General features: G+C 71.0%; 22 protein-coding genes and 1 other RNA gene. 14 read left to right on the forward strand and 9 right to left on the reverse strand.

Translation table 11 applies throughout. The annotated features are described in order from the left end of the window. Positions 1 to 45: 45 nt before the first annotated feature. Both ABD883_RS06670 and ABD883_RS06675 read left to right on the forward strand, forming a co-directional pair. Positions 46 to 966, forward strand: a complete 921-nt coding sequence (locus ABD883_RS06670) for a Nif3-like dinuclear metal center hexameric protein (RefSeq protein ID WP_345030912.1) — start codon at positions 46 to 48, stop codon at positions 964 to 966. 2 nt (positions 967 to 968) lie between these two features. Beyond that, positions 969 to 1,700: a CT398-like coiled coil hairpin domain-containing protein gene (locus tag ABD883_RS06675; RefSeq protein WP_345030914.1), complete on the forward strand. Its 732-nt coding sequence runs from the start codon at positions 969 to 971 to the stop codon at positions 1,698 to 1,700. Between the two features lie 165 nt (positions 1,701 to 1,865). On the opposite strand, the gene ABD883_RS06680 is transcribed toward ABD883_RS06675, so the two are convergent. Further along, complete coding sequence (locus ABD883_RS06680) at positions 1,866 to 2,618, reverse strand: YaaA family protein (protein WP_345030916.1); 753 nt, start codon at positions 2,616 to 2,618, stop codon at positions 1,866 to 1,868. Between the two features lie 109 nt (positions 2,619 to 2,727). On the opposite strand from ABD883_RS06680, the gene rnpB reads away from it, so the two are divergent. Then, positions 2,728 to 3,105, forward strand: an RNA gene (gene rnpB / locus ABD883_RS06685) — RNase P RNA component class A. Here the strand turns inward: rnpB and ppgK are convergent. Both ppgK and map read right to left on the reverse strand, forming a co-directional pair. Next, positions 3,104 to 3,943, reverse strand: coding sequence for a polyphosphate--glucose phosphotransferase (ppgK, locus tag ABD883_RS06690; protein WP_137319621.1), 840 nt, complete (start codon positions 3,941 to 3,943; stop codon positions 3,104 to 3,106). The two genes, rnpB and ppgK, sit on opposite strands and share 2 nt — an antisense overlap. Before the next feature lie 41 nt (positions 3,944 to 3,984). Then, on the reverse strand, positions 3,985 to 4,890 hold the full coding sequence (gene map / locus ABD883_RS06695; RefSeq protein ID WP_265809294.1) for a type I methionyl aminopeptidase: 906 nt from the start codon (positions 4,888 to 4,890) through the stop codon (positions 3,985 to 3,987). Between the two features lie 81 nt (positions 4,891 to 4,971). On the opposite strand from map, the gene ABD883_RS06700 reads away from it, so the two are divergent. Further along, a complete protein-coding gene (locus ABD883_RS06700; RefSeq protein ID WP_137319623.1) occupies positions 4,972 to 5,685 on the forward strand; it encodes a FadR/GntR family transcriptional regulator in 714 nt (237 codons plus the stop codon). Between the two features lie 130 nt (positions 5,686 to 5,815). Here the strand turns inward: ABD883_RS06700 and ald are convergent, their stop codons facing one another. Further along, complete coding sequence (gene ald / locus ABD883_RS06705) at positions 5,816 to 6,934, reverse strand: alanine dehydrogenase (RefSeq protein ID WP_345030924.1); 1,119 nt, start codon at positions 6,932 to 6,934, stop codon at positions 5,816 to 5,818. Positions 6,935 to 7,144: 210 nt separating this feature from the next. Between ald and ABD883_RS06710 the strand changes: the two genes are divergently transcribed. From ABD883_RS06710 to ABD883_RS06720, 3 genes are read left to right on the forward strand one after another with little or no spacing between them, the layout of a single operon-like run. After that, on the forward strand, positions 7,145 to 7,345 hold the full coding sequence (locus ABD883_RS06710; RefSeq protein WP_137319625.1) for a hypothetical protein: 201 nt from the start codon (positions 7,145 to 7,147) through the stop codon (positions 7,343 to 7,345). A gap of 8 nt (positions 7,346 to 7,353) precedes the next feature. Further along, positions 7,354 to 8,691 (forward strand): glutamine synthetase family protein, encoded by a 1,338-nt coding sequence (locus tag ABD883_RS06715; RefSeq protein ID WP_137320473.1) that lies wholly within the window; start codon positions 7,354 to 7,356, stop codon positions 8,689 to 8,691. Beyond that, positions 8,691 to 11,720: a bifunctional [glutamine synthetase] adenylyltransferase/[glutamine synthetase]-adenylyl-L-tyrosine phosphorylase gene (locus tag ABD883_RS06720; protein WP_295688073.1), complete on the forward strand. Its 3,030-nt coding sequence runs from the start codon at positions 8,691 to 8,693 to the stop codon at positions 11,718 to 11,720. The genes ABD883_RS06715 and ABD883_RS06720 overlap by 1 nt, the downstream gene beginning before the upstream one ends. Positions 11,721 to 11,768: 48 nt before the next feature. On the opposite strand, the gene glgC is transcribed toward ABD883_RS06720, so the two are convergent. Beyond that, the gene (gene glgC, locus ABD883_RS06725) at positions 11,769 to 13,043 is read right to left on the reverse strand and encodes a glucose-1-phosphate adenylyltransferase (RefSeq protein WP_137319627.1); all 1,275 of its coding nucleotides are present in this window, start codon (positions 13,041 to 13,043) and stop codon (positions 11,769 to 11,771) included. A gap of 172 nt (positions 13,044 to 13,215) precedes the next feature. On the opposite strand from glgC, the gene glgA reads away from it, so the two are divergent. From glgA to ABD883_RS06750, 5 genes are all read left to right on the forward strand, one after another. Next, on the forward strand, positions 13,216 to 14,400 hold the full coding sequence (glgA, locus tag ABD883_RS06730; protein WP_295688068.1) for a glycogen synthase: 1,185 nt from the start codon (positions 13,216 to 13,218) through the stop codon (positions 14,398 to 14,400). 208 nt (positions 14,401 to 14,608) lie between these two features. Further along, the gene (locus tag ABD883_RS06735; protein WP_345030934.1) at positions 14,609 to 15,877 is read left to right on the forward strand and encodes a sensor histidine kinase; all 1,269 of its coding nucleotides are present in this window, start codon (positions 14,609 to 14,611) and stop codon (positions 15,875 to 15,877) included. Then, complete coding sequence (locus ABD883_RS06740) at positions 15,862 to 16,227, forward strand: response regulator transcription factor (protein ID WP_345030937.1); 366 nt, start codon at positions 15,862 to 15,864, stop codon at positions 16,225 to 16,227. Before ABD883_RS06735 ends, ABD883_RS06740 begins: the two co-directional genes overlap by 16 nt. 102 nt (positions 16,228 to 16,329) lie before the next feature. Next, on the forward strand, positions 16,330 to 16,560 hold the full coding sequence (locus ABD883_RS06745; RefSeq protein ID WP_345030940.1) for a winged helix-turn-helix domain-containing protein: 231 nt from the start codon (positions 16,330 to 16,332) through the stop codon (positions 16,558 to 16,560). A 130-nt stretch (positions 16,561 to 16,690) separates the two neighbouring features. Then, positions 16,691 to 17,161 (forward strand): hypothetical protein, encoded by a 471-nt coding sequence (locus tag ABD883_RS06750; protein ID WP_345030943.1) that lies wholly within the window; start codon positions 16,691 to 16,693, stop codon positions 17,159 to 17,161. A gap of 5 nt (positions 17,162 to 17,166) precedes the next feature. Here ABD883_RS06750 and ABD883_RS06755 read toward each other — a convergent pair whose 3' ends face one another. Together ABD883_RS06755 and glnA are read right to left on the reverse strand one after the other, a co-directional pair. Next, positions 17,167 to 18,627, reverse strand: a complete 1,461-nt coding sequence (locus tag ABD883_RS06755) for a mycothione reductase (RefSeq protein WP_345030946.1) — start codon at positions 18,625 to 18,627, stop codon at positions 17,167 to 17,169. A gap of 98 nt (positions 18,628 to 18,725) precedes the next feature. Next, positions 18,726 to 20,150: a type I glutamate--ammonia ligase gene (glnA, locus tag ABD883_RS06760; protein WP_247619065.1), complete on the reverse strand. Its 1,425-nt coding sequence runs from the start codon at positions 20,148 to 20,150 to the stop codon at positions 18,726 to 18,728. Positions 20,151 to 20,292: 142 nt separating this feature from the next. Here glnA and ABD883_RS06765 point away from each other — a divergent pair, with 142 nt between their 5' ends. Next, positions 20,293 to 20,733 carry an RDD family protein gene (locus ABD883_RS06765; protein WP_247619066.1) on the forward strand — a complete coding sequence of 147 codons (441 nt, stop codon included), beginning with the start codon at positions 20,293 to 20,295 and terminating at the stop codon, positions 20,731 to 20,733. Between the two features lie 178 nt (positions 20,734 to 20,911). Here ABD883_RS06765 and ABD883_RS06770 read toward each other — a convergent pair whose 3' ends face one another. Next, positions 20,912 to 21,646: a DUF4191 domain-containing protein gene (locus ABD883_RS06770; protein ID WP_137319635.1), complete on the reverse strand. Its 735-nt coding sequence runs from the start codon at positions 21,644 to 21,646 to the stop codon at positions 20,912 to 20,914. Positions 21,647 to 21,885: 239 nt separating this feature from the next. On the opposite strand from ABD883_RS06770, the gene ABD883_RS06775 reads away from it, so the two are divergent. After that, positions 21,886 to 23,640: a hypothetical protein gene (locus tag ABD883_RS06775; protein WP_345030952.1), complete on the forward strand. Its 1,755-nt coding sequence runs from the start codon at positions 21,886 to 21,888 to the stop codon at positions 23,638 to 23,640. A 42-nt stretch (positions 23,641 to 23,682) separates the two neighbouring features. Here the strand turns inward: ABD883_RS06775 and sucB are convergent, their stop codons facing one another. Further along, entirely contained in the window at positions 23,683 to 25,647 is a 1,965-nt protein-coding gene (gene sucB, locus ABD883_RS06780) for a 2-oxoglutarate dehydrogenase, E2 component, dihydrolipoamide succinyltransferase (RefSeq protein WP_345030954.1), read from the reverse strand. Between the last annotated feature and the right edge of the window lie 4 nt (positions 25,648 to 25,651).

Below are 25,651 nucleotides of genomic sequence, written 5' to 3' on the forward strand. Positions count from 1 at the left end.
GGCACACCGCCTCGGCGGCGGGTGGGCGTGTACTACGGTGGCACCATGAGCACCGCGACCGTGAGAACGATCATGCACCTGTGCGAGCAGCTGTGGCCGGCGGCCTACGCCGAGAGCTGGGACACCGTGGGGCTCGCCGTGGGCGACCCGGATGCTCCCGTGCGCAGCATCCTGCTCGCTCTCGATCCCGTCGACGCCGTCGTCGCCGAGGCGGTCGACGGCGGGTACGACATGCTCATCACGCACCACCCGCTGCTGCTGCGCGGGGTCACCTCCGTCAATGCCGGCACCCTCAAGGGCGGTGCGGTCCATGCCCTGATCCGCGCCGGCGTCGCCCAGTTCAACGCGCACACGAACGCGGACTCCGCGCTCGGCGGGGTCTCCGACGTGCTCGCCGAATCCCTCGGCCTCACCGATACGGCTCCGCTGGCCCCCACCGCCGAGGCGCCCGCCGGGGTGGGCATCGGCAGGGTCGGCACCCTGTCTGCGGTGCAGACCGTGGAGGACCTCGCCCGCCGACTCGCAGAGGTGCTCGATCCGACCGTGACCGGAGTGCGGATCGCCGGAGACCCTGCGGCCGAGGTGACACGGGTCGCGGTGCTCGGCGGCGCAGGCGACTCGCTGTTCGACGCTGTGCGCGCCTCCGGCGCCGAGGTCTACATCACCTCCGACCTGCGCCACCACCCGGCCAGCGAGGCCCGGGACACCGCACACCGGACCGACGACACCCCGCACCTCATCGACATCTCCCACTGGGCGGCCGAGGCGCTGTGGCTCGATCGGGCCGCCGACCAGCTCGCGACCGCGGCCGAGGACGCCGGATGCGCCCTCGACATCACCGTGTCGCGCACCCGCACCGACCCGTGGACGCTGCGCATCGACCAGCCGCTCGATGAACCGGGCGCCACCCGTCCCGCACCGCTCGGGCCCGGGGCCGCCGACCCGTCCGCTCCGACCGAGGACTGAGAATGCCGCTCACCGACACCGAACACCGCGCCCTCCTCGACTGGATCGATCTGTCCGCCCGCCTGCGGAAGAACGTCCACGCCGCGAAGCAGACCGAGCTCCTCGAACAGCTGCGCGGGCTCGCCGCCGAGCACAAGGCCAACGCCGAGCGCATCGCCGCCCTCGAGGCGACCCGCACCGCGGAGTCCGAGCGCGCTACCGCGCTCGAGACCGACGTCGCCGCCCGCGGGGCGACGATCGAGCGGATGGAGTCCCGCCTGGCCTCGGGTGAGGGGCTGACCTCCCGCGACCTCGTGGCGCTCCAGGGCGACATCGAGACCGCGAAGACCGCGCGGGAGACGGTCGAGGAGGACCAGCTCACCTCGCTCGGCACGGTCGAGGAGCAGGACGCGGAGATCCGGGACCTGCGGCAGGAGGGCGCGGCGATCGCCGCCCGCGGCAAGGACCTCCAGGCCGAGCGCAAGGCACGCGCCGAGGAGCTCGCCGCCGAGGCCGCGGAGCTCGAAGCCGAGCGCGCCGGCACGGCGGAGAAGCTCCCGGCCGACATCCGGCAGCGGCTGAGCGCGAAGGAGACCGCGGGCCAGATCGGTGCCGCAGTGCTCGCTCACGGCACCTGCGGCGCCTGCGGCGACGAGCTCAGCGGCGTCGCCCGCGATGCGCTCTCCGGTTCCGAGCCCGGCACGGTCGTCGAATGCGACTCCTGCGAGACGCTCCTCGTCACGCCGCTGGGCTGACGGCACGGACCAGCTGGACGGCCGCGGTGCGAAGCGCCGGTTCCGGAGCCACCTCAGTGCGGTTCTGGCACTCAACAGCCACTGCAGTGCGGTTACTCGCTGGTATCCGCACCGGACTGCACCCGGAACCCGCCGTCGTCCGGAGGCCCGCCCCGCTCCGGCGCCTCAGCCGGGCAGGATGATGTCGAGCCGGGCCGGCTGCCGGCCCTGTGGGGGAGTGAACTCGACCGCGTGGTACCGCTTCGCCGCCGTGACGAGGCCGCGGAAGTCCTCCGGCAGCGCGGCCCGGGAGCGCAGCAGGCGGCCGACGAGCTCTCCGCGCGTGTGCTTGGCGTTGTGCGAGACCACGGTGCGCCGGCCCCGGGACTCGGTGTACACGTCGACGACGGCGGTGCGCTCCGGCGGGCCCGGCCACGACTTCCGGTACTCCGTCGAGCGGCAGTCGAGGACGAGCTGCCCGGCGAACTCGTCATCCAGCACCGGTGTGAGGCGGGTGCGCCACCAGGTGGAGAGCACCTGGCCGGAGAGCCGGGTCTTCATCGACAGGCGGTAGGCGGGGATCGGGTCGAGTGCGGCGACGATCCCGAACAACGCCGAGGATACCCAGACGTGCCCGAGCCGGGCACGCGCCGTCGGGGTGAGCCGGCCGAGCGCCGAGTAGAGCACTCCGGAGTAGGTGTCGAGCGCCGGCGCGCAGGGGATCTCGGTGAGCCGCGTGTTGCGGGCGACGTCCTCGGCGATGCCCGCCCCGACGCCCAGCCGGTCGAGCGCATCCGGGGCGGCGGACACCTCGGCGAGCGCGTCGAGCACCTCGGCGCGGGCGCCGGTGAGCTCCGGCAGGCTGAGCGCGACGAGGTCGAGGCGCGGTCCGGTCGCGGCGGGCGTCTTGCCCTCGGAGGGCGGGAGGAGGATGATCACGGTCCACCATCCTAGAGGCCGCCCAGCCGCCCCCTGACCCGGGGTTATGGTCAGCGAGGACGGCGTGGCCCGGGCTCGGGCCGCCTGCGACTACACTGGGTGATCGAGGACAGGTCGCCGGACGGTCGCGGCAGCGGGAACGCTGACGAGGAACGTCCGGGCTCCGCAGAGCACAGCGGTGGGTAACACCCACCCGGGGCGACCCGCGGGCACGTGCAACAGAGAGCAGACCGCCTGCCTGCCTGGTGCAGGCCGGTAAGGGTGAAACGGTGGTGTAAGAGACCACCAGGGTTCCGGGTGACCGGAATCGCTGGGTAAACCCCGCTGGGAGCAAGATCAGACAGACAGCGTCCGAGGGCTGCTCGCCCGAGCTGTCGGGTGGATCGCTCGAGGCCGTCGGCAACGGCGGCCCTAGACAGATGACCGTCGAACGGTGTCCGGGCAACCGGCCCGTGGACAGAACCCGGCGTACAGGCGGCCTGTCCTCACCCCTTGTGCTTGCGCACCTTCGCCCGGCCCCCGTTGGCCGCGAGATACGCCGCACCCACCGTGCCGGCGTCGTTGCGGAGCTCGGCCGGCACGATCTCCGCGCGCAGCCGAAGCAGCGGCAGGAACTGCTCGTGGCTCTTCGAGATCCCACCGCCGACGATGAACAGGTCCGGGGTGAAGAGCATCTCGAGCATCGAGTAGTACTGCTGCAGACGCTGCGCCCACTCGGCGTACTCGAGCCCCTCGCGGACCTTGACGGATTCCGCCGCCTGCGTCTCCGCATCCGCCCCGTTCATCTCGAGGTGACCGAGCTCGGTGAACGGCACGAGCACCGCATCGTGGAACAGCGCGGTGCCGATCCCCGTGCCGAGCGTCGTCATGATCACCGTCTGCTTGCGGTGGCCCCGCCCGGCGCCGAAGGTCATCTCAGCCAATCCGGCGGCATCGGCGTCGTTCATGACGAAGCAGCTGCGGCCGGTGGCCCGGGTGATCGCCTCGGGCAGGTGCTCGCCGATCCAGCTCTGGTCGAGGTTCGGGCAGAACAGCACCGTGCCCTCCTTGACGACGCCGGGGAAGGCGACGCCGAGCGGCAGCCGGGCGAGCGCCGCGGCGTCCGGCACGACCTTCTTGCGCACGGCCTTGTCGACCACCTGGTCGACGGCATCGGCCACCGCACCCACGACCGCCTCCGGGGTGGCGGGCTTGGGGGTGAGCACGCGCACGCGCTTGAACGGCAGGGTGCCGTCGACGAGGGACACGAGGCCGACCTTGATCCCGGTGCCGCCGATGTCGATGCCGATGCCGTAGGGGGTGTCGGAGTGGAGGAAGTCGGTCATGATCCGCCTTTCGGGGAACGGGTCGGGCTCGTGGGGCGGCGTCAGGCCGCCGGGCCGTGGAAGATCGCGGTGGACTCGTCGGGCAGGGTGAGGATGTCGGCACCGGATTCGGTGACGACGAGGGTGTGCTCGAACTGTGCGGAGCGCTTCCGGTCGGCGGTGACGATGGTCCAGTCGTCGTCCCAGGACTCCCACTTCTCGGTGCCGAGATTGAGCATCGGCTCGATGGTGAACACCATGCCCGGCTCCATGACCTCGTTGTGGGCCGGCGCGGCGTCGTAGTGGGGGACGATGAGGCCGGAGTGGAACTCGCGGCCCACCCCGTGCCCGGTGTAGTCGCGCACGACGCCGTATCCGAACCGTCCGGCGTACTTCTCGATGACGCGGCCGATGACGTTGATCTCGCGTCCCGGCTTCACCGCCTTGATCCCGCGCATCGTGGCCTCGTACGTGCGCTCGACGAGCAGCCGGGACTCCTCGTCGACCTCGCCGACGCAGAAGGTGTAGTTCGTGTCCCCGTGCATCCCGTCCTTGTACGCGGTGATGTCGAGATTGATGATGTCCCCGTCCTGCAGGACGGTGGAATCCGGGATGCCGTGGCAGATCACCTCGTTGATCGAGGTGCAGATCGACTTGGGGAAGCCGCGGTAGTCGAGGCAGGACGGGTAGGCGCCGTGGTCGCAGAGGTACTCGTGGGCGATCCGGTCGAGCTCGTCGGTGGTGACGCCGGGGACGATGGCGCGACCGGCTTCGGCGAGCGCGTTGCCGGCGATCCGGCCGGCCGCCCGGATGCGCTCGATCTCCTCCGGCGTGTAGTGGTCCCCGCCGCGTCCCTCGTCCGGCACCGCACGGCCCACGTACTCCGGACGCGGGATGTCGGCGGGGACGCTGCGGACGGGGGAGACGGTTCCTGGTGTGAGGGTGCCCAGCGGCGCGTGTGATGTCATGATGCGGCCAGTCTAATCGGCGTCCGGCCCGGTCCGCAGTCCGCGGTGCGGGACTAGGATGGAGGTTCCCGAGGAGGTCGCATGAGCACACCGCTGTCCGGTCTGGGCGACGGTCTGGGGGACGTCGTCGTGATGACGAGCGCGCCCCAGCAGATCGCCGACCACATCATGTCCTCGATCGCCGTCGGCGCCCTCCCGGTGGGTTCGGCGCTGCCGCCGGAGCGTGAGCTCGCCGCGGCGATGCAGGTGTCACGGTCCTCCGTCCGCGCGGCCCTCGACCGGCTCGAGCGCGGCGGCTTCATCGTGCGCCGGCGCGGGCGGGGCGGCGGCACCTTCGTCGCCGAATGGGACTCCCGGGCACTGGCCGGGATCGAGGACCGCCTGCAGGAGTTCCACCGCACCCGCATCGACCTGCTCGACGCGCGCGCCGTGGTCCAGAACCGGGCCGCGCTGCTCGCCGCGCAGCGGCGCACCGCGGCCGAGGCCGAGGAGATCGCCGGGCTCGCCGAGGCCTACGCCGCCCAGGCCGATGCCGCGGGGGCCCGGCTCGCCGACGCCCGCTTCCACCACGCCGTGGCCCTCGCCGGGCACAACCCGGAGATCGTGCGGATCGTCACCGATCTCGACCGGCGGATCAACACCGGCTTCCGCCACGATCCGTTCTCGCCGGAGCTCTTCGCCCGCGCCTGCGCCGACCACTCGGCGATCGTCGAGGCGATCCGCGACGGCGACGGCCCTGCCGCCGGCCGGCTGTGCGAGGAGCACTTCCGGGCGACGACGATGATGGCCGGCTGACGGCCCGCTCCCGCGCGAGCACGCCGGCGGCCCGCCCGCTCTCGGCTGCTCACAGGGGCGCCCGCGCACGCCGGCGGCCCGGGAGCCGAAGCTCTCCGGGCCGCCGCTGGGCGCAGCCAGAGGGCCGTGCTCAGGCGTCGATCGCCTCGGCCGGCGTGATGTGCTCGAGACCGAACGCCTCGGCGACGTTCTCGTTCGTCACCTTCCCGGCCTGGACGTTGAGGCCGCGGGCGAGCGCCGGGTCGGCCACCAGCGCCTCGCGCCAGCCGGACCTCGCGATCCGGGCGGCGTAGGGCATGACCGCGTTCGTCAGGGCCTTGGTCGCGGTGTTCGGCACCGCGCCGGGCATGTTCGCCACGCAGTAGTAGACCGAGTCGTGCACCGGGAACGTCGGATCGTCGTGGGTCGTGGGCTTCGAGTTCTCGAAGCAGCCGCCCTGGTCGATCGCGATGTCGACGAGCACGGAACCGCGCCGCATGCCCTGCACCATCTCATCGGTGACGAGCTTGGGGGCGCGCTTGCCGGGGATGAGCACGGAGCCGATGACGAGGTCGGAGGTCTCGAGGGCACGGGCGATCTCGTAGGGGTTCGACACCGTGGTCTGCAGGCTCGCACCGTAGATCTCGTCGAGGTGACGCAGCCGCTGGGCGTTGATGTCGATGATCTCGACCTCGGCGCCCATCCCCATGGCGATGCGGGCGGCGTTCGTGCCGGCGACTCCGGCGCCGATCACGGTGACGCGGCCGCGGCGGACCCCGGGCACGCCGGCGAGCAGGATGCCGCGACCGCCGTTGGCCTTGAGGAGCGTGTGGGCTCCGACCTGGGTCGACAGCCGGCCGGCGATCTCCGACATCGGGGCGAGCAGCGGCAGACCGCCGCCCTCGGGCTGCACCGTCTCATAGGCGATCGCCGTGGTGCCGGCCTCGCGCAGAGCAGTGGTGAGCGGCTCGTCGGCGGCGAGGTGGAGGTAGGTGAAGAGGATGAGGTCCTCGCGCAGGTGGCCGTACTCCTCGGCGATGGGCTCCTTGACCTTGAGCACCATCTCACCGGCCTGCCAGACCTCGGCGGGATCCTCGATGATCTCCGCGCCGGCCTCCCGGTACTCCTCGTCGCTGATCGAGGAGCCGATGCCGGCGCCGGCCTGGACGACGACGGTGTTGCCGCCCTCGACGAGCGTGTGGACGCCTGCGGGGGTGATGGCCACGCGGTTCTCGTTGTTCTTGATCTCTGTCGGGACGGCGACCTTCATCGATTCTCTCCCTCGGGGGTGGCGGCGTACGCCGCCGGGGTATCGGGTCACCACACTGTACGCCCCTAAAGGTCGGCCGAGCAAACCTTTAGACGGTGGGACGGGGACGCGGCCCGGCACGGCGGTAAGGTGGGAGCGGAACCCGCCAACCGCGTGCGGACCGGGGGCGCAGCCGCCCCACCGCACCCCCGCAGCCGAAGGAGACCCGAGATGTCGGACGCGAACACCGATGCCGGTGCAGAGAAGTTCTGGTACAACACCAAGACGAACCAGGTGGAGAAGGGGCGCGCGAGCGCGTGGGAGAACCGGATGGGCCCCTACGACACCGCCGAGGAGGCGCAGAACGCGCTGTCCCGGGCCGCGGAGAACACCGCGGACTGGGAGTCCGAGGACCGGGACTGGAAGTCCTGATGGGATCCATGAACCGCCAGCAGGAGTTCGTGCTCCGCACCGTCGAGGACCGCGACGTCCGGTTCATCCGGCTGTGGTTCTCCGACGTGCTCGGCCAGCTCAAGTCCGTCGCCATCGTCCCGGCGGAGCTCGAGGGCGCATTCGGCGAGGGCATCGGGTTCGACGGCAGCTCCGTCGAGGGCTTCTCCCGGGTGTTCGAGTCCGACATGGTCCTGCGCCCCGACCCCTCGACCTTCTCGCTCCTGCCGTGGCGCGGGGAGTCGGAGCCCACCGGCCGCATGTTCTGCGACATCTACTCGCCCGACGGCCATCCCGCGGCATCCGATGCCCGCAACGTGCTGCGCCGGACCATGGATCGGGCGGGTGAGCGCGGCTTCACCTTCTACGTCCACCCTGAGATCGAGTTCTACCTCTTCGAATCCGGGGAGCTCGGCGGCCGCCCGCCGGTGCCCGTCGACACCGCCGGCTACTTCGACCACGTCAACGGCGGGACCGCCAACGACTTCCGCCGGACCGCCGTGCAGACGCTCGAGGCGATGGGGATCTCCGTCGAGTTCTCCCACCACGAGGCCGGCCCCGGCCAGAACGAGATCGATCTGCGCTATGCCGACGGCCTCACCATGGCCGACAACGTCATGACCTTCCGGGCCCTCGTCAAGGAGGTGGCGCTGCAGCAGGGCGTCTACGCATCCTTCATGCCCAAGCCGCTCGCCGACCGGCCCGGCAACGGCATGCACACGCACATGTCGCTGTTCGAGGGGGAGAGCAACGCCTTCTACGAGCCGGCAGGGGAGTACCAGCTCTCGCAGACCGGCCGCCGGTTCGTCGCCGGCCTGCTCCGCCACGCCGCGGAGATCAGTGCCGTGACCAACCAGTACGTCAACTCCTACAAGCGGATCTGGACCGGCCACGAGGCGCCGAGCTACATCTGCTGGGGCCACCGGAACCGCTCTGCGCTGATCCGGGTGCCGCAGTACAAGTCCGGGAAGTCCTCGTCGGCGCGCATCGAGTATCGCGGCATCGACTCCTCCGCCAACCCGTACCTCGCCTACTCCGTCATGCTCGCCGCCGGGCTCAAGGGGATCGAGGAGGGCTACGAGCTCCCCGAGGAGGCGGAGGACAACGTGTGGACGCTCAGCGACAACGAGCGCCGCGCCATGGGCATCGAGGCGCTGCCGGCGAGCCTCGACGAGGCGCTGGCACGGATGGAGGACAGCGAACTCGTCGCCGAGACCCTGGGCGAGGAGGTGTTCGACTTCTTCCTCCGCAACAAGCGCGAGGAGTGGAACGACTACCGTGCGCAGGTCACCGAGTACGAGCTCGGCCGGCACTTCACCGCACCCTGATGCGCACGCGACGCGGCGACCCGGCGCGCTCGGGCGGGGCGGGGACGTCCGCCCGGGCCCAGCGGTTCATGGGCGAGGCGGACGAGCTCCTCGGGGCCGAGGTGCTCGCCGGCCCCGCCGTCGCCGGCCTGCTCAGTGCGGCGGCGGATCCCGACGCCGCCGCGCTCGGCGTCCTCCGGGTCGTCGAGGCGGTGGCCCGCGAGGGGGAGGGGGATCGGCTGCGTGCCGCCCTCGCCGGGTCCCCGGCCTTCCTGTCCCGTCTCATCCTGCTCGCCGGCGCCTCGGAGGCGAGCATCGATCACCTCGTGCGCTGGCCGGACTCGGTGTTCGTGCTCAACGGCGAGGACACCCACCTCATCGTCGGCTCCGAGGACGCCGCACCGGACGCGCTGCGGCGGACGCTGTTCACCGCCGTCGGCGCTGATCCGGATGCCGAGCTCCCGACCGCGACGATGACGGGGGAGGAGGCCGTGGCCGCGCTGCGCCGCCGCTACCGCGACCTGCTCGTCCAGGTCACCGTCGACGACCTCGCCGCCCTCGAGCCGACATCGATCGTCGAATCCGTCACCGCGCTGCTGAGCGACCTCGCCGCCGGGGTGATCGACGCCGGTCTGACGATCGCCCGCGCGGAGACCGAGGACGCCGACACCGCCTCGCTCGCCGTCATCGGGATGGGCAAGTGCGGGGCGCGCGAGCTCAACTACGTCAGCGACGTCGACGTCGTGTTCTGCTACGCCGCGCGCGGCGAGGCCCCCGACGACACCGCAGCCCGGGCCGCGACCCGCCTGGCGCTGCGGCTCGTCGAGATCATCAGCGGCTCCGCGGCCGAGCCCGCGCTGTGGGAGCTCGATGCCGCGCTCCGCCCGGAGGGCAAGGCCGGACCGCTCGTGCGCAAGCTCGAGGAGTTCGACCACTACTACGCCGAGGTCGCCCACAACTGGGAGTTCCAGGCCCTGCTCAAGGCCCGCCCGATCGCCGGCGACGCCTCACTCGGCGCCGCCTGGTACGACACCCTCAACCCCTACGTGTGGACCGCCTCCGGCCGCGATGGGTTCATCGAACAGGTCCGCGCGATGCGGGTGCGGGTCGTCGACCTCATCCCCAAGAAGGAGACCGAGCGGCAGATCAAGCTCGGCCCCGGCGGGCTGCGCGATGTCGAGTTCTCCGCCCAGCTCCTCCAGCTCGTCCACGGTCTCGCCGACGACCGGATCCGCGTCCCCACCACCCTGCGGGTGCTCGCCGCGCTCGGCGAGACCGGGTACATCGCCTCCGCCGATGCCGCCGATCTCGCCGAGGCCTACCGCTTCATGCGGGTCGTCGAGCACCGGCTGCAGATCCCCCGCATGCAGCGCACCGCCCTGCTGCCCGACCAGGAGTCGAAGCTGCGCACGCTCGCGCGCAGCGTGTACGCGCTCGGCGACCGCTCGGAGGGGCGTCTGGCCGACGACCGCACCGCCCACAGCAAGCGGGTGCGCGGCCTGCACGAACAGATCTTCTACCGCCCGATCCTCGAGGCCGCCGCGGGGCAGGACGCGCTCACCGCGATGTCCGCCGAGGCCGCTCGAGCCCGCCTGGCCGCGTTCGGGTACCGGGGCACGAAGGCCGCGATGGGCCACATCGCCGCCCTGACCTCCGGGGTGAGCCGCGCCGCCGTCGTGCACCGCCAGGTGCTGCCCGCGCTCCTCGACTGGTTCTCCGAGGGCGTCGACCCCGATGCCGGCCTGCTCGCGTTCCGGCGGCTCTCGGAGTCCCTGTCCGGGTCGAACTGGTACCTCAAGCTGCTCCGCGACTCCGGGGTCGCCGCGCGGTCCATGGCACAGGTGCTCTCCCTGTCGGAGTTCGCCACCGGCCTCCTGCTCCACAATCCCGCGGCCGCCGCCTGGCTCGACGATCAGGAGCGCCTGCAGCCGCGCAGCGTGGACTCGCTGCGCCAGGAGGCCGCCGGTCTCCTCGAGCGGCACGGCGCCGAGGCGGTCGAGCCGATCCGTGCGCTCTACAGCCGCGAGGTGCTCCGCACGGCGCTGGGCGACGTGCTCGACGCCGTCGAGCTCCCCGCGATCCCCGGCATCCTCTCCCAGCTCATGGAGATCACGATCGACGCCGCGCTGTCCGCCGTGCGCGCCGGGCTCGACGCCGAGGCCGATGTCCCCGACTACGAGTTCGCGGTGATCGCGATGGGCCGGCTCGGCGGGGCGGAGATCGGCTACTTCTCCGATGCCGACGTGATGTTCGTCCACCGTCCGCTGGTGGACGACCTCGACTCCGAGGCCTCGGGGCGTCTGACGGCGCACGTGAAGAAGGTGGCGCTGGCGCTCACCTCCGCGCTCGGCGGCACCGGATCCGCGAGCCTCGAGATCGACATCGACGCCGACCTCCGGCCCGAGGGCAAGTCCGGCCCGCTCGTCCGCGGACTCGAGTCGTACCGCCGCTACTATGCCAAGTGGTCGGAGCCCTGGGAGGCGCAGGCGCTCCTGCGCGCCCGCCCGATCGCCGGTTCGGGAGAGCTGCGCGAGGCGTTCGACGCGCTCATCGACCCCCTGCGCTATCCCGGCGAGGTCCCGGTGTCATCGCTGCGGCAGATGCGCCGGCTCAAGGCCCGGATGGAGAGCGAGCGGCTGCCGCGCGGGGCGGACCCCAAGCGGCACATCAAGCTCGGCCGCGGCGGGCTGTCCGACGTCGAATGGACGGTGCAGCTCCTGCAGCTCCGCCATGCGGCGGATCATCCCGGCCTGCGGACCACCTCGACGCTCGGGGCGCTCCACGCCGCGGTGGATGCCGGGCTCGCGGGGGAGGACGATGCGCGGACGCTCGAGACCGCCTGGTCGATGGCGACCGCGCTGCGGTCGGCGGTGATGCTGTTCCGCGGCCGCACCGCCGCTGCGCTGCCCGCCGACCACACCGAACTCGAGGCCGCCGCCCGACTCATGGGCTACCGGCCGGGCAGCGCGCAGCGGCTCGCGGAGGAGTACCTCGGGGCGACCCGGCGTGCGCGCAAGGTCATGGAGCGGCTGTTCTACGAGTTCGACTGAGCCGCACTCAGGGGTGGGGCCGCACCACACTCAGGGGAAGGGCCGCACTCAGGGATGGAGTCGCGGGGCGTCGTCGAACGGGTCGTCGTTGACGGTGTGGTTCTTCGGCACGACCGTGAGCCCGCTGTCGGTGACGGTGAAGCCGCGTCGCCGGTCGACCTCGGGGAACAGCCCCACGGTCTCGCCGGGCGGCACCACCGAGTTCTTGTCGAGGATCGCCCGGTGCACCCGCGCGCCGCGGTCGATCCGCACATTGTCCATGGCGACCGAGGCGGACACCGCCGCGAGCGAGTCGACGGTCACCCCCTGGGAGATCACCGAACCCTCGACGTAGCCGCCGGAGATCACGACGCCGGGGGAGACGATCGAATCGACGGCGCGACCGGGCTGGTGGTCGATGTCGTGGACGAACTTCGCCGGCGGCAGCACCGTGTGGCGGGTGTAGATCGGCCAGCGCATGTTGTACAGGTCGAACGACGGGACCGGGGCGATGAGGTCCATGTGGGCGTCGTAGAACGAGTCGATCGTCCCGACGTCCCGCCAGTAGCCGTGATCCTTGCTCCCGGACCCGGGGATGACGTTGTTCGCGAAGTCGTACACGCCGGCCTCGCCGCGGGACACGAACGAGGGGATGATGTCCCCGCCCATGTCGTGGGAGGAGGAGTCGTCCTTGGAATCGGAGACGACCGCGTCGATGAGCGCCTGCGCATCGAACACGTAGTTGCCCATCGAGGCGAGGAACTCGCCGGGGGAGTCGGGCAGGCCGGGGGTCGAGGCCGGCTTCTCGACGAAGGCGGAGATCCGGCTCGGGTCGTCCTCGACGGTCTCGATGACCCCGAACTGCTTGGACAGGGCCACCGGCTGCCGGACGCCGGCGACGGTCGCGGGCAGGCCGGATTCCAGGTGGGCGTCGATCATCTGCCGGAAGTCCATCCGGTACACGTGGTCAGCGCCGAGCACCGCGACGATGTCGGGCTTGGCGTCGAAGATCAGGTTGAGGCTCTGGAAGATCGCGTCGGCGCTGCCCTGGAACCAGCGCTTGCCCACCCGCTGCTGGGCGGGCACGGAGGCGATGTAGTTGCCGAGCAGGGAGGAGAACCGCCAGGTCTCGGAGATGTGCCGGTCGAGCGAGTGCGACTTGTACTGCGTGAGCACGACGACCTCGCGCAGGCCGGAGTTCACGAGGTTCGACAGGACGAAGTCGATGAGCCGGTAGCTGCCGGCGAACGGGACTGCGGGCTTGGCGCGGTCATAGGTCAGCGGCTGCAGTCGCTTGCCCTCGCCACCGGCGAGGACGATGGACAGTACGCGGGGATCCGACATTCGCAGTCCTTCTCCGATGGAGGTCGAGCGGGCACTTCTCACTCTATTCGCTCGCCCCGCCCACGCCAACACTCCCTGTGACCTGCGGTTCGCCCGCAAGCGCACCCCACAGCGAACGCCCTGCGCTCCGGCGCCGCTCACGCCCGCAGGTGGTCCGTGATTAGATTGGGGCGTGCGTACAGACATCGTGTCCAAGGAATTCCCGCCCGAGGTCTACGGCGGTGCCGGCGTCCACGTCGCCGAGCTCAGCGCCGTCCTCGCGATGCTCATCGACGTGCGCGTCCACGCCTTCGGCGACCGGCGCGACATCCCTTATGCCACCGGCTACCCAGAGCTGTCGGCGCTGGCCGACCAGAATGCCGCGATCCGCACGCTCGGCGTCGACCTGTCGATGATCGCCGGGATCGCCGGGGCCGACCTCGTGCACTCCCACACCTGGTACGCGAACATGGCCGGCCACCTCGCCTCCCTCATGTACGACATCCCGCACGTGCTGTCCGCGCACTCCCTCGAGCCCCTGCGGCCGTGGAAGGCCGAGCAGCTCGGCGGCGGCTACGCGATCTCCTCGTGGGCCGAGCGCACCGCCTACGAGCACTCCGCCGGCGTCATCGCCGTGTCCGAGGGCATGAAGCGCGACATCCTGCGCGTCTACCCGCAGATCGACCCCGGGAAGGTGCGCGTCGTCTACAACGGCATCGACTCGAGCGCCTGGCAGCCGAACGAGGACACCGCGGTGCTCGACGAGTACGGCATCGACCCGCGGCGTCCGAGCGTCGTGTTCGTCGGCCGGGTGACCCGGCAGAAGGGCCTGCCCTACCTGCTGCGCGCCGTCGCCCTGCTGCCCGAGGACGTCCAGGTGGTGCTCTGCGCAGGCGCACCGGACACCCCGGAGATCGCCCAGGAGGTGGCCGGGCTCGTCGCCGAGCTGCAGGAGACCCGCTCCGGCGTCGTCTTCATCGACACCGTGCTGCCGCGGGAGAAGCTCACCCAGCTCCTCACACACGCGACGACCTTCGTGTGCCCGAGCGTCTACGAGCCGCTCGGCATCGTCAACCTCGAGGCGATGGCCTGCGGCGCGCCGGTCGTGGGCACCGCGACCGGAGGGATCCCCGAGGTCGTGCTCGACGGCGACACCGGGATCATCGTGCCCATCGATCAGCTCGACGACGGGACCGGCACCCCGAAGGATCCCGAGGCGTTCGTCCGGGACCTCGCCGAGGGCCTCACCCGCATGGTCTCCGACCCCGACCGCGCCCGCGAGATGGGCAGGCGGGGCCGGCAGCGTGCCGTCGACACCTTCTCCTGGGAGCAGATCGGCCGTGAGACCGTGCAGGTGTACGAGTCCCTGCTGCGCTGACGATGCGGGCGCGGCTGCGGGAATCGGCGAGCTCGTTCCGGGGCCGCACCCTCCTCGTCGTGCTCTTCACGATCTTCGCCGGCCTGCTCATCGCCGGCGGCCTGAGCTTCGCGTCCAGGCCAAGAGCGCCTCCGACCGGGCGAACAACGAGCTCGACGACGAGATCGCCGACCTCCGCACCCTCTCCGCGGCCGGCGACGCCGAGGGCGTGCCCTTCGAATCGCTCACCGAGCTGCTCTACGCCGCGATGACCGCCGACGTGCCGGGCGCGCACGAATCCTTCGCCGCGATGATCGACGGCGAGATCGTGTACGTGCCGGCCGGGGAGCGCACCGTCGACATCACCCATCCGGCGCTGCTGGCAGAGATCGAGAGCCGCAGGACCCCTGACCGGACCGTCACCACCGACGTGTCCTACGAGTCCGAGCTCATGCGGGTGGCGATCGTCCCGGTCACCGTGCCCGGCGACGAGTCGCAGGGCTACTTCATCATCGCCTACGACCTCGGACGGTTCTACGACGAGGTCGCACAGGGCGCCTGGATCTACGCCGGGGTCAGTCTGTTCACGCTCCTCCTCGTCGGGGTGCTCGGCGCCGGGGTGATGGCGCGGATGCTGCGTCCGGTACACGAGATCAACGAGGTCGCCGGGAGGGCCGACGCGAACGATCTCAGCGCGCGCGTCGCGGTGACCGGCACCGGCGACGAGATCGACCGGCTGGGCGCGAACTTCAATTCGATGCTCGACCGGGTGCAGGACGGGATCGAGGAGCAGCGGCGCTTCCTGTCCGACGCCGGGCACGAGCTCAAGACGCCGCTGACGATCATCCGCGGCAACCTCGAGGTCGTCGACGAGACCGATCCGGCCGACGTCGTCGAGACCCGTGACCTCGTGCTCGACGAGGTCGACCGGATGAGCCGCATCGTCGCCGACCTCTCGCTCCTCGCCGCAGCCGGGCACGCCGACTTCATCCGGATCGGCCCGGAGTCTGCGGCGTCGATCGTCAGCGAGGTCGCCGCGAAGGCCTCGAGCCTGGGCCCGCAGCGATTCACCGTCGCCACCTCCGTCGATCAGGAGATGGTCATCGACCGGCAGCGGATCGCGCAGGCCCTGCTCCAGCTGTGCCGCAACGCGGTGAACCACACCCCGCCGGAATCGAGCGTGGTGATCTCGGCTGCGGCCACCTCGTCCCCGGCCACCCACCCCGAGGCCGGGCCGGCGGTGCTGTTCCGCGTGGCCGACGACGGCCCCGGCATCCCGTACGAGGAGCAGCCGCACATCTTCGACCGGTTCCGCCGCGGATCCGGCAGCGGCGGCACCGAGGGCTCCGGCCTCGGGCTCGCGATCGTCGCCGCGATCGCCCACGCGCACGGCGGCTGGGTCGACCTCGAGTCCCGGCCCGGACACGGCGCCGCATTCACCATCGTCATCCCCCGCACCCCCTGGAGAACGGAGCCGGCACCATGGCACACATCCTGATCGCCGAGGACGAGGCGAACATCGCCCGCTTCATCGCCAAGGGCCTGACGAAGGCCGGGCACACCTCCGACGTCGCCGCCGACGGCATGTTCGCCCTCCAGTCCGCGCTCCACGGGGCGTACGATCTCATCGTGCTCGACGTCGGGCTGCCGACGATCGACGGCTTCGCGATCCTCGCCGCGCTGCGGGAGTCGAAGAACACCACGCCGGTCATCATGTGCACCGCACGGACCTCGAGCGAGGACACCGTGCACGGTCTCACCGGGGGAGCCGACGACTACCTGGCGAAGCCGTTCCAGGTCTCCGAGCTCGTCGCACGGGTGGAGCTCCGCCTGCGCGACCACCAGTAGCACCGGGCGGAGGCGGCGCCGGCGGCGGAGGCGCTCCCCCTGCGTGCCGGGGCGATCGAGCTCGATGCGCACGCCCGCACCGCGATGGTCGGGGATCGGCGGGTGGACCTGTCGGCCCGGGAGTTCATGCTCGCGGAGCTCTTCGTCACCCATGCCGGCACGGTGCTCTCGCGCGACCAGATCCTCGAGCGGGTGTGGGGGCCCGACTCCGACGGCCGGTCGAACGTCGTCGAGGTCTACGTGCGGTACCTGCGCCAGAAGTTCGGCGCGGAATCGATCGAGACGGTGCGCGGCCTGGGCTACCGGATGCTTCAGGATCCGCCGGTCGGCTGAGGAGCCCGCGTGACCCGGACACCGGCCCCGGGCCGCACCGGGGCGGATGAGAGATTTCTCCTACGCGACTCATCCGCGGCTCATCCCTGGCCGGGACCATGGAGACATTCGTAGGAGGAAGGCGGAACCCGTGCGCACCCTGATCACCATCGGCGCCCTGATGCTCGCCCTCATGGCCGGGATCGGGCTGTGGGTGACGGATTCGATGTCCCCGACGGATTCCCAGAGCGAACCGATCGTCGGCAACTCGCAGGACGCCGGTGCAGGGGAGACCGAGGCCGCCGAGGGCGCGGAGGGGGAGGCCGGTCTCGACCCCTCGGAATCCGCGGCACCCCCGGCGGGCGAGGCCGAGCGGCCGGAGTTCCAGGTCGAGCGCAGGCAGCCCGCACCCGAGCGCGAGAGCTCCGGGGGCGGAGGTTCCGGCAGCGGCGGCTCCGGCGGGGGATCGAGCAGCGGCGGCGGAGGCGGATCCGCCCCGCAGGAGGTCGCTCCGCCCCCGCGCGCGCCCGGCGGCGGAGGGGATGACGATGACGACGACTGGGACGATGACGACTGGGACGACGACGATGACGACGACGATGACGATGATGACGACGACTGAGCCCGTCAGTCGGTGAACTCGAGGCCGAGCAGGGCGTTCTCCACCGCCTCCGGCAGGGCGGGGTGGATCCAGTACTGCTCCCGGGCCATCCGGTCCGCCGGCAGGCCGAAGGCCATCGCCTGGATGAGCGGCTGCACGATCATCGACGCCTCATCGCCCATGAGGTGCGCGCCGAGGATCTGTCGGGTGCTGCGGTCGGCGATGATCTTGACGAACCCGGTGGTGTCCTCGAGCGCCCAGCCGTAGGCGACGTCGGCGTACTCCTGGATCTTCACCGTGTACTCCGCACCCGAGGCGCGGACGGCATCCTCGGTCGCGCCCACGGAGGCGACCTGCGGGCGGGAGAACACCGCGGCGGGCACCGCGCGGTGGTTCGTCGTCTCGAGCGCGGAGTCCGGTGCAGCGCCCGGGGCGCCCGCGGCGATGTCGGCGAGGAGGTTCGCCTGCACGATCCGCGCCTCGTGATTCGCGACGTGCTTGAGGAGGTGCGGCGAGCTGATGTCGCCGAGCGCGAACACCCCGGGCAGGGGAGCACCGTCGGAGAGCACGCGCTGGTGGTCGTCGACGGCCACGCGTCCGGCGACGACGTCGATGCCGGCCGCATCGAGGCCGAGGCCGTCGATGTTCGGCACCCGGCCGGTGGCGAGCAGCACGACGTCGGTGGTGATGTCGTCCGGGACGGGGGAGTCGGGAACCCGGCCGGAGGCCTCGAGCTGGAGCCGGACGCCGTCCGCGGACACCTCGGCCTGCCGGATCTGCGTCCCGAGGTGCACCCGGTGGTGGGCGGAGAAGGCGCGGGTGAAGCGCTCGGTGACGGTGGCATCGGCGGCGGTGAGCAGCCCCTCGCCGCGCACGAGCACGGTGACGTCGACACCGAGGGCCGAGAACACGTGGGCGAACTCGGCGGCGATGAACCCGCCGCCGACGATCGTCATGGTCTCCGGCAGCGCGCTCATCCGCATGACGGTGTCGTTCGTCATGACGGGATAGCCGGGGGTGTCGACGCGGTCGGTGTCGATGCCCGGCAGGGCGGGGATCTGCGCGCGGGAGCCGGCGGCGAGGACCACCCGGTCGGCGGTGAACTCCGTGCCGGACGCCGTGGTGAAGGACTTCGGGCCGGTGAACCGGACGTGTTCGGGGTAGACGGTGACGTTCGGCTGCCGGTTGGTCCGGTACTCCCGGCCGCCGGCCTCGATCGGGTCGATCCGGCCGAAGACGCGGTCGCGGATCGCCGGCCAGTCGGCACCGCCGAAGGAGGTGCGGATCCCGAAGGCCGAGGAGTCCGCGGCGGCCGCGGCGAGGTCGGCGGTGTGGACGAACATCTTCGTTGGGATGCAGCCGACGTTGAGGCAGGTGCCGCCGAACAGGCCGGCCTCTGCGATCGCCACCCGGAGGCAGTCGAAGCGCTCGTCGACGATCGAGTTCCCGGAGCCGGTGCCGATGATGAGGAGGTCGTAGTGGGTCATGGCCCCAGTCTAGGACGCACCGAGGGGGAGCATCCGCACGGATGCTCCCCCTCGGTGCGGACGGTCATCGGCAGGGTGCCGGTGACCGTTCCGGTCGATCAGATCGAGTAGTAGAGCTCGAACTCGGTCGGGGTCGGACGGAGGCGGGCGACCTCGATCTCCTCCTCGCGCTTGATCCGGATCCAGGTCTCGATGAGGTCATCGGTGAAGACGTCCCCGGCGGTGAGGAAGTCGTGATCGGCCTCGAGCTCGTCGAGCGCCTCGTCGAGCGAGTTCGGCACGAGCTTGATGTCGCCGAGCTCCTCCGGCGGAAGCTCGTAGAGGTCCTTGTCGATCGGCTCCGGCGGCTCGATCCGGTTCTTGATCCCGTCGAGTCCGGCCATGAGCTGGGCGGAGAAGGCGAGGTACGGGTTGCACGACGGGTCCGGCACGCGGAACTCGAGGCGCTTGGCCTTGGGCGAGGAGCCGGTGACCGGGATGCGGATCGCGGCCGAGCGGTTGCGGGCCGAGTACACGAGGTTGACGGGCGCCTCGTACCCGGGGACCAGGCGGCGGTAGGAGTTGATCGTCGGGTTGGTGAACGCGAGGACCGCACCGGCGTGCTCGATCAGACCGCCGATGTACCAGCGGGCGAGGTCGGACAGACCCGCGTAGCCGTTCTCGTCGTAGAACAGCGGCTCGCCGTCCTTCCACAGCGACTGGTGGCAGTGCATGCCCGAGCCGTTGTCGCCGAACAGGGGCTTCGGCATGAAGGTCGCCGACTTGCCGAACTCCCAGGCGGTGTTCTTCACGACGTACTTGAAGTCGAGCAGCTGGTCGCCGGCCTTCTTGAGGGAATCGAACTTGTAGTTGATCTCCTGCTGGCCCGCGGTGCCGACCTCATGGTGGGCGCGCTCGACCTCGAAGCCGAGCTCCTGCAGGGTGAGCGAGATGGCGTCGCGCACATCGGCGAAGTGGTCGGAGGGGGACACCGGGAAGTAGCCGCCCTTGTAGGGGGTCTTGTAGCCGAGGTTGCCCCCGAGCTCCTCGCGACCGGTGTTCCAGGCCGCCTCCTCGGAGTCGATCTTGAAGAAGCCGTGACCCGGGTCGTTCTGGTACTGGATGCTGTCGAAGAGGTAGAACTCCGCTTCGGCGCCGACGTTGACGGTGTCGGCGATGCCGGTGCTCTTGAGGTAGGCCTCGGCCTTGGCGGCGACCTGGCGCGGATCGCGCGAGTACGGCTCATCGGTGAACGGGTCGACGATGGAGTGGTTGACTACGAGGGTCTTCGCATCGCGGTACGGATCGATGAAGGCCGAGGAGACGTCGGCGAGGAGCTTCATGTCCGACTCGTGGATCCCCTGGAATCCGGTGATCGACGAACCGTCGAACAGCAGGCCGTCGTTGATCTCGTCCTCGCCGTAGGCGGAGGCCGGGAGGTTGAAGTGCTGGACCACTCCGGGGAGATCGCAGAACCGGATGTCGACGAACTGGACGTCGTTGTCCCTGAGATAGGACACGAGTTCGGAAGATGTGGAGAACAAGCTCACTCCTGGTGTCGGGCTGGGAGGACGCTGCGGCAGGATTGCCGCGACGTCATACCCTCAGTCTAGTGGGCGGCGTGAATCCGCGGTATCGCCCGTGTTTCGAGCGTGTTACACGCCGTGGGCCGGTACCCTGGTAGGTGTGATCGATCGCGACGACCTCGGCTCCTGGCTCGACGGCCCCCAGTTCAGCGCCCCCGCCGACTACTGGCCGGGGAAGAATCTCGGCCTGCCGGAAGCGGGCCCCGGCTCCATCGCGCCGCTCGGCCGACGCCTCCTCGGAGTCCTCCTCGACTGGGCGATGTGCTACGCGATCGCCGCGTTCCTCTTCGACGCGCACCCGCTGGCGATCCTCTCGATCTTCGCGGTCGAGAACCTCGTCCTCGTCTCCACCCTCGGCATGACGGTGGGGCACTGGGCGTTCGGCGTGCGCGTGATGAATCTCGCCGGCCGCGCACCGGGACTGCTCGCCGGTCTCATCCGGACCGCGCTGCTGCTGCCCGTCGTCCCCGCACTCATCAGCAACGTCGACAACCGCGGCTTCCACGACGTCGCGGCGCGCACGGTGATCGTCCGCCGCTGAGCCGTGGCGCCGGGGACCACCGGCGGCCGGTGCGATCGATCCGGGTGCTGATCCGTGGCCCCGCGGCCCACCCTCACCTGCAGCATTCGCGCCGGAGGTCATCCACGCCGGAGGCCGGGGCCGACGTCCCCGTCGTACCCCGGCCTCCGTTGCGCGGGTGGGCGCCTGCGGCCCGGCCTCAGCGGCCGCGCAGCGCCTTGCGGTCCGGCCGGGCCCGCATCGGGTCGATGCCCTTGGGGATCGGCGGGCGCGTGGTCATCGAGCCGAGTGCGGTGAGCCGCTTGCGCACGGCGAGCACCTCGGCCTTGTTGAGCGGCCGCGGCACCTGGTGGACGGTCTTGACGATGCGGCTCATCGGGATCTGCTCATCGCCCTCGCCGCCCTGGAAGGTATGGATCGGCACATTGGGCAGCACGCGCTCGTGGCGCTTCTTCTCCTTGGCGAGCATCTTGGCCGAGCGGTTCTTCGGGCCCTCGCTGAACAGGATCACTCCGCCCTTGCCGGTCGAGCGGTAGACGAGGTCCCGGGTCCGCGGGTCGACAGCGATCGGCTGCTCGTCCATGAGCCAGCCGCGCCGGGCGGTGTTGAGGACCGCGCCGATCGAACCCGGCTGGCCGCGCATCTCCTCGAACGCGGCGGTCTCCGCGAAGCGACCGAGCATGAACAGGGCGAGGAACACGCCGAGGAGCAGACCGAAGATCACCCACAGCCACATCGCACCGAACACGAACCCGGCGATGACGCCGAGGCCGATGCAGCCGACGATCGCCGCAGCCATGAGCCACACGGACGCCGGGTTGTGGCGTCGGGCGAGCTGCACGACCTGCTTCATCTGGGCCAGGCGGCCGGTCTTGTTGGGATCCTTGGGCCTGCGCTTGAACAGCCCGCGGCGCTTCTCTGAGTCTGTTGACATTCTCTCGCTCGATCGATGGCGGATGATTCCTCGCTCAGCAAGTTTACCCTCTCCCGCGCGGCGCCGTGGGACGCCGTCGTCCACAGGGCCGGCAACGCTCTTGTGCTCCGCGTCGACACCTGGTGGAATGATGCGAACGACCGCACAGGACATCAAACGACACTGAGCGAGATCAACAGAGTGATTCCGACGGGCGCCGGACCGGTGCTCCACCATCACCGCGAGCGAAGGAGCCGAGCGTGGACCGGCAATGGCACGTCGAGGCCGAGGTGGCACCGGGGATCGCCCGGATCCGTGCGGGGGAGGACACCGCGTGGTTCCTCCCAGGCGAACCGGCGGCAGCCGAGGCGATTCTGCAGGAAGCACGAGGGGGCGCCACCGGGATCCGGCACATCACGGTCCTCGGGCCGGGCGGCGACGAGGCCACCGGGGTCCGGGTCCCGCGGTTCGCCGGCGGGCTGCTCGTCGATGTCCTGCGCTCGTGTGGGGGATTGTCGAGCGCACAGACGATCGGTGTCCTGCAGGAGTGCTTGACCGCCCTGGCGGAGACCCCTGCAGCGCCGCCGGGCCGGACCCGCCTGCACCGGCACGTGTTCGCCCTCGATGCCGAGGGGGCGATCCGGACCGTCCCGTGCCACACGGCGGCGGCCGGTGCGGTGGAGCCGCAGGTCGAGCTCGGGGAGATCGGGTACCTGTGCCTGACCGGACGGACCTGGACCGAGGCAGCGATCCCGGTGCGATCGCTGCGCCACGCGCCGGCGGAGCCGCTCGCGGTCATCGTCATCGAATTGCTCGAAGCCGCCGCGGAGCTCGACCTCGACATCCACGGGCTGCCGAGATCGCTCTCCGCTCGACTCGCCGCCGCCGGCGACGCTGAGCCGTTCCCGTTCCTCCCCGCGGAGGCCGCAGTTCCGGTCGCCGATGCGGTGACCGCTCAGATCCGGATCGATGCCGGGTACGCGGAGCGGCTCGCGGCTGCGGCGAACGGACGGGGCGCACGCGGCCGCACCGGTCCCGCAGACGGCGGCGTCGCTGATGACCCCGGAGCCGCTGAGGACACCGGGACCGCGGAGCCGACCCGCGGAGGTGCCGGGAGCGCAAGGAGAGCGCGCAGCGCCGCGGGAAGCGGGGGAGTCGGCAGTGCGGGGACCGTGCAGGCACCGGCCCCGTCCGGGGTGGGTCGACTCCGTCGGGCGGCCGGTCGGCGCGGAGCAACGGGTCGAGACGGGAATGCGGGGCGAGACGGGAGCACACGTCGGAGGAGGGCTCAGCACCGGAGCACGGCGGGGAACCGGAGGAGCGGGAGGCCTCGCCGGTGGCCGGGGCACTTCGGTGCCCTCGCCCCGGGCGAGCGCCTCGCGCGGGTCGCGGCCCGGTTGCGTCGGCTCGGACTGCGCCCGCTCGCGGCGATCGGTGCGATGCTCGCCGTCGTCATCGGGGTCCTCGTTCTCCTGCCCGCTCTCCAGACCGAGCAGCGGACGACCGCGGGGCCGAGCGCTGCGCCCGGGCCGACCGCATCCGGACCGTCCGGCAGCGCCGGTGCGGAGGCAGCGACGCCGGAGTCCTCTCCGCCGGCAGCCTCCGCCCCGCCCGGGTCCGCGACGACGGCCGCTCCGGAGCTGTTCGACCGGGACGACCCGTTCACGGCGTTCCGGGTCCTCACCGAGGCCCGGGCCGCAGCCTATGAAGCCGGTGACGCCGAAGCCCTGTCCACCCTCACGGTGCCCGGTTCGCCGGCGGCCCGGGCGGACGCCCGTGCGCCCGTCGAGGAGCACAGCGGTACGAGGGTGACCATCATGCTCGAGCTGCTCGGGGAGCCCGAGGCCGACGGGGATTCGGCACGGCTCGCGGTGCGCATGCACACGACGACCAGCGCGCCCGACGGCACAGCCGAGGACCACGGCCGGGTGAGCATCCGGGTGGAGCTGCGCTACGGCGCGGACGGCTGGCGCGTCTACCGGATCACGGACGGAGACGCCGCAGGGGCGGGATGAGCACAGTGCTCATCCCGCCCCTGCAGCGAGGAGACCCGTGGATCAGAGGTCGAGGTCCGCCTCGAAGTTGCCGTCCTCCAGGCGCGCCTTGATGGTCTGCAGGAAGCGTCCCGCATCCGCACCGTCGACGAGCTGGTGGTTGTAGGTCAGCGGCAGGTAGACCATGTCGCGGATCGCGATGCTGTCCTCCCCGTCGGCCGTCTTGACGACGACCGGACGCTTGGTGATGACACCGGTGCCGATGATCCCGACCTGCGGGGTGTTGATGATCGGGGTGTCGAAGAGCGCTCCGACGCTGCCGATGTTCGTCACCGTGAAGGTGCCGCCGGTGAGCTCATCGGGCCCGATCTTCTTCTCACGGGTCCGTGCGGCGAGGTCGTCGACGGCCTTCGCGAGGCCGGCGATGCTGAGCTCGCCGGCGTCCTTGATCACCGGGACGAGCAGACCGCGCTCGGTGTCGACGGCGACCGCGAGGTTCTCGTGATCGAAGTACGTGATCTCCTTGGCCTCGACGTCGTACACCGCGTTGACCTTCGGGTGGACCTGCAGAGCCTCGACGATCGCCTTGGCGAAGAACGGCAGGAAGCTGAGCTTCACCCCGTGCTTCTGCGCGAAGGCGTCCTTGTGCGCGGCCCGCAGCTTGGCCACCCGGGTCATGTCGACCTCGATGACCTGTGTGAGCTGCGCGGTCGTCTGCAAGGACTCGTGCATGCGCGACGCGATCGTCTGGCGGATGCGCGAGGCCTTCTCGGTGGTGCCGCGGAGCTTCTGCGCCTCCTCCGGGATCTCGTGCGTATACGCCTCGCGCTGCTCGCCCGCACCGCCGGCGACGGGGGCCGCCGCCTGCGAGGCCGCGGCGTTCTGCGCCGCGGAGAGCACGTCCTGCTTGCGGATCCGGCCGCCCACTCCGGTGCCGGACACCGTGGACAGGTCCACGCCCTTGGTCTTCGCGAGCTTGCGGACCAGCGGGGTGACGTAGGCGGCGTTCTCGGCGCTCACCGTGGCGGAGATATCGCGTCCGGAGCGGCCCTCGGACTTCTCCGCAGGCGCGGATTCCGCAGACTTCCCGGCGGGCTCGGACTTCTCGGACTCCTGCCCGGAACCCGTGTCCGGCTCGGGGTCCTCATCGGTCTCCGCATCGACCTTCTCCGCGGCCTTCTCGCCCTCGGCGTCGGTCTCCGCGGCCTCGTCGGCCTTGTCCTCGGGTTCGGCGTCGGCCTGGTCCTCGGCATCGGCGACCTCATCGTCGGAGGAGTCGTCCGAAGAGTCATCGGCGGTGTCGTCCGCGCCGGACTCGCCATCCGAGCTGTCCTCGGTGGGAGCTCCGGAGCCGATGAGTGCCAGCGGCTCGCCGACCTCGACGGTGTCGTCCTCCTCGGCGAGGAGCTTCTGCACGACGCCGGCGACAGGCGAGGGGACCTCGGTGTCGACCTTGTCGGTGGAGACCTCGAGCAGCGGCTCGTCGACCTCGATCTCGTCGCCGACCTCCTTGAGCCAGCGGGTGACGGTGCCCTCGGTCACCGACTCGCCGAGCGCCGGCATGGTGACCTCGGTGGCCTCGCCGGAGCCGGACGAATCCGACTTCGGGGCGGAATCCTCGCCGGCTGAGTCATCAGCAGAGTCGTCGTCCTCGTCATCGGCGTCGTCCTCATCCTCGTCGGCTGCGGACTCGTCGTCGGCCGGGGCGTCGTCGGAGGAATCTTCAGCATCGGAATCCGCCTCGGCATCGGCGGAATCCTCGGACTCGTCCGCGTCGGCGGAGTCGTCGGAGCCGTCGCCGATGACCGCGAGGTCACCGCCGACCTCGACGACATCGTCCTCGTCGGCGAGGATCTGCTCGAGCACGCCCGCGTAGGGGCTGGGAATCTCGGTGTCGACCTTATCGGTCGACACCTCGAGCAGGGGTTCGTCGACCTCGATCTCGTCACCGACTTCCTTGAGCCAGCGGGTGACGGTGCCTTCAGTGACCGACTCGCCGAGAGCCGGCATCTGCACGGAGTTGGACATAATG

It is taken from the genome of Brevibacterium pityocampae (assembly GCF_039541555.1).
Classification (GTDB): Bacteria; Actinomycetota; Actinomycetes; order Actinomycetales; family Brevibacteriaceae; genus Brevibacterium; species Brevibacterium pityocampae.